This is a genomic window from Pseudoalteromonas sp. TB25, assembly GCF_000497995.1.
Taxonomy (GTDB): domain Bacteria; phylum Pseudomonadota; class Gammaproteobacteria; order Enterobacterales; family Alteromonadaceae; genus Pseudoalteromonas; species Pseudoalteromonas distincta.
The window spans coordinates 1-1,049 of sequence record NZ_AUTI01000196.1; the positions used below are offsets into that span (position 1 = coordinate 1).

General features: G+C 41.4%; 1 protein-coding gene and 1 pseudogene. Both read left to right on the top strand.

Annotation, left to right across the window (positions count from 1 at the left end; all coding sequences use genetic code 11):
- Positions 1-449: pseudogene (locus tag L652_RS0104675) on the top strand (extracellular solute-binding protein); the annotation flags it as partial.
- On the top strand, positions 449-1,049 hold a 601-nt coding region (locus L652_RS0104680; protein ID WP_024594950.1), incomplete at its 3' end, for an ABC transporter permease subunit. The pseudogene L652_RS0104675 and the gene L652_RS0104680, both read left to right, overlap by 1 nt.

Here is a 1,049-nt window from a genome sequence, read left to right on the forward strand (position 1 = left end):
CTAATTTAGCGCGCAAGCCTCAAGGTAACGATCGTGCTCAAGTTAAAGCTGTTAAAGAAGGTTTATGTAACTTGGCATTAGGTAATAGTTACTACCTTGGCAAAATGCTAGAAGATAAAGAACAAAAAGGTTGGGCAGAGGCCGTAAATATTAACTTTCCGAATCAAGTTAATCGTGGCTCACATATAAATGTATCGGGTGCGGTTATTACCAAATACGCTAAAAACCCTGAAAATGCATTAAAGCTCATAGAGTATATGACCGACAGCAAAGCACAAAACATGTATGCCTCATTAAATATGGAGTATCCAGTTAAGTCGGGTGTTGAATTATCAACTTTGGTTGCCTCTTGGGGTAGCTTTAGAGAAGACAGCTTGCCACTTGATGAGATTAGTAAATATCGTCCGTTAGCACTTAAGCTAATTGATGAGGTGAAGTTCGATCTTTAATGACTAATAAATTTAAGCTGTCTAAATGGCAGCTCTTTGCGTGGTCGACTGGCTTAATACTATCGGCCCCGTTGTTTTTTCTTCTTTTTGAATCTCTACAAGGTAGCTCTAAGGTGTTTTCTCACCTGTGGGATACCGTGCTTTGGGATTACATAAACAATACCGTATTGTTAGTTTTAGGTGTTTGCGTCCTTAGCTGCGCCATAGCTTTGCCACTTGGGTGGCTAACGGCTTACTGTAGTTTCCCGGGTAAAAAACAGTTTGAATGGGCACTTATGCTACCCCTTGCTATGCCCACCTATATTATTGCCTATGTATACACTGATTTATTAGATTATGCGGGCCCGGTGCAAATAGCGCTGAGAGAATGGTTTGGCTGGCAATCGCCTAGCGACTATTGGTTTTTTGATATACGTACATTACCCGGCGCCATCGTTATGATTGCCTTGGTGCTTTACCCGTATTTATTTTTAATTTTTAAAACGGCCCTTCGCGAGCAGTCATTCAAATTAGTACAAGCTAGCCAGTTAATGGGGCTATCTCCTTGGCAAAGCTTTTTTAAAGTCAGTTTAGTGCTCTCTCGTGGGGCAATTGTGGCGG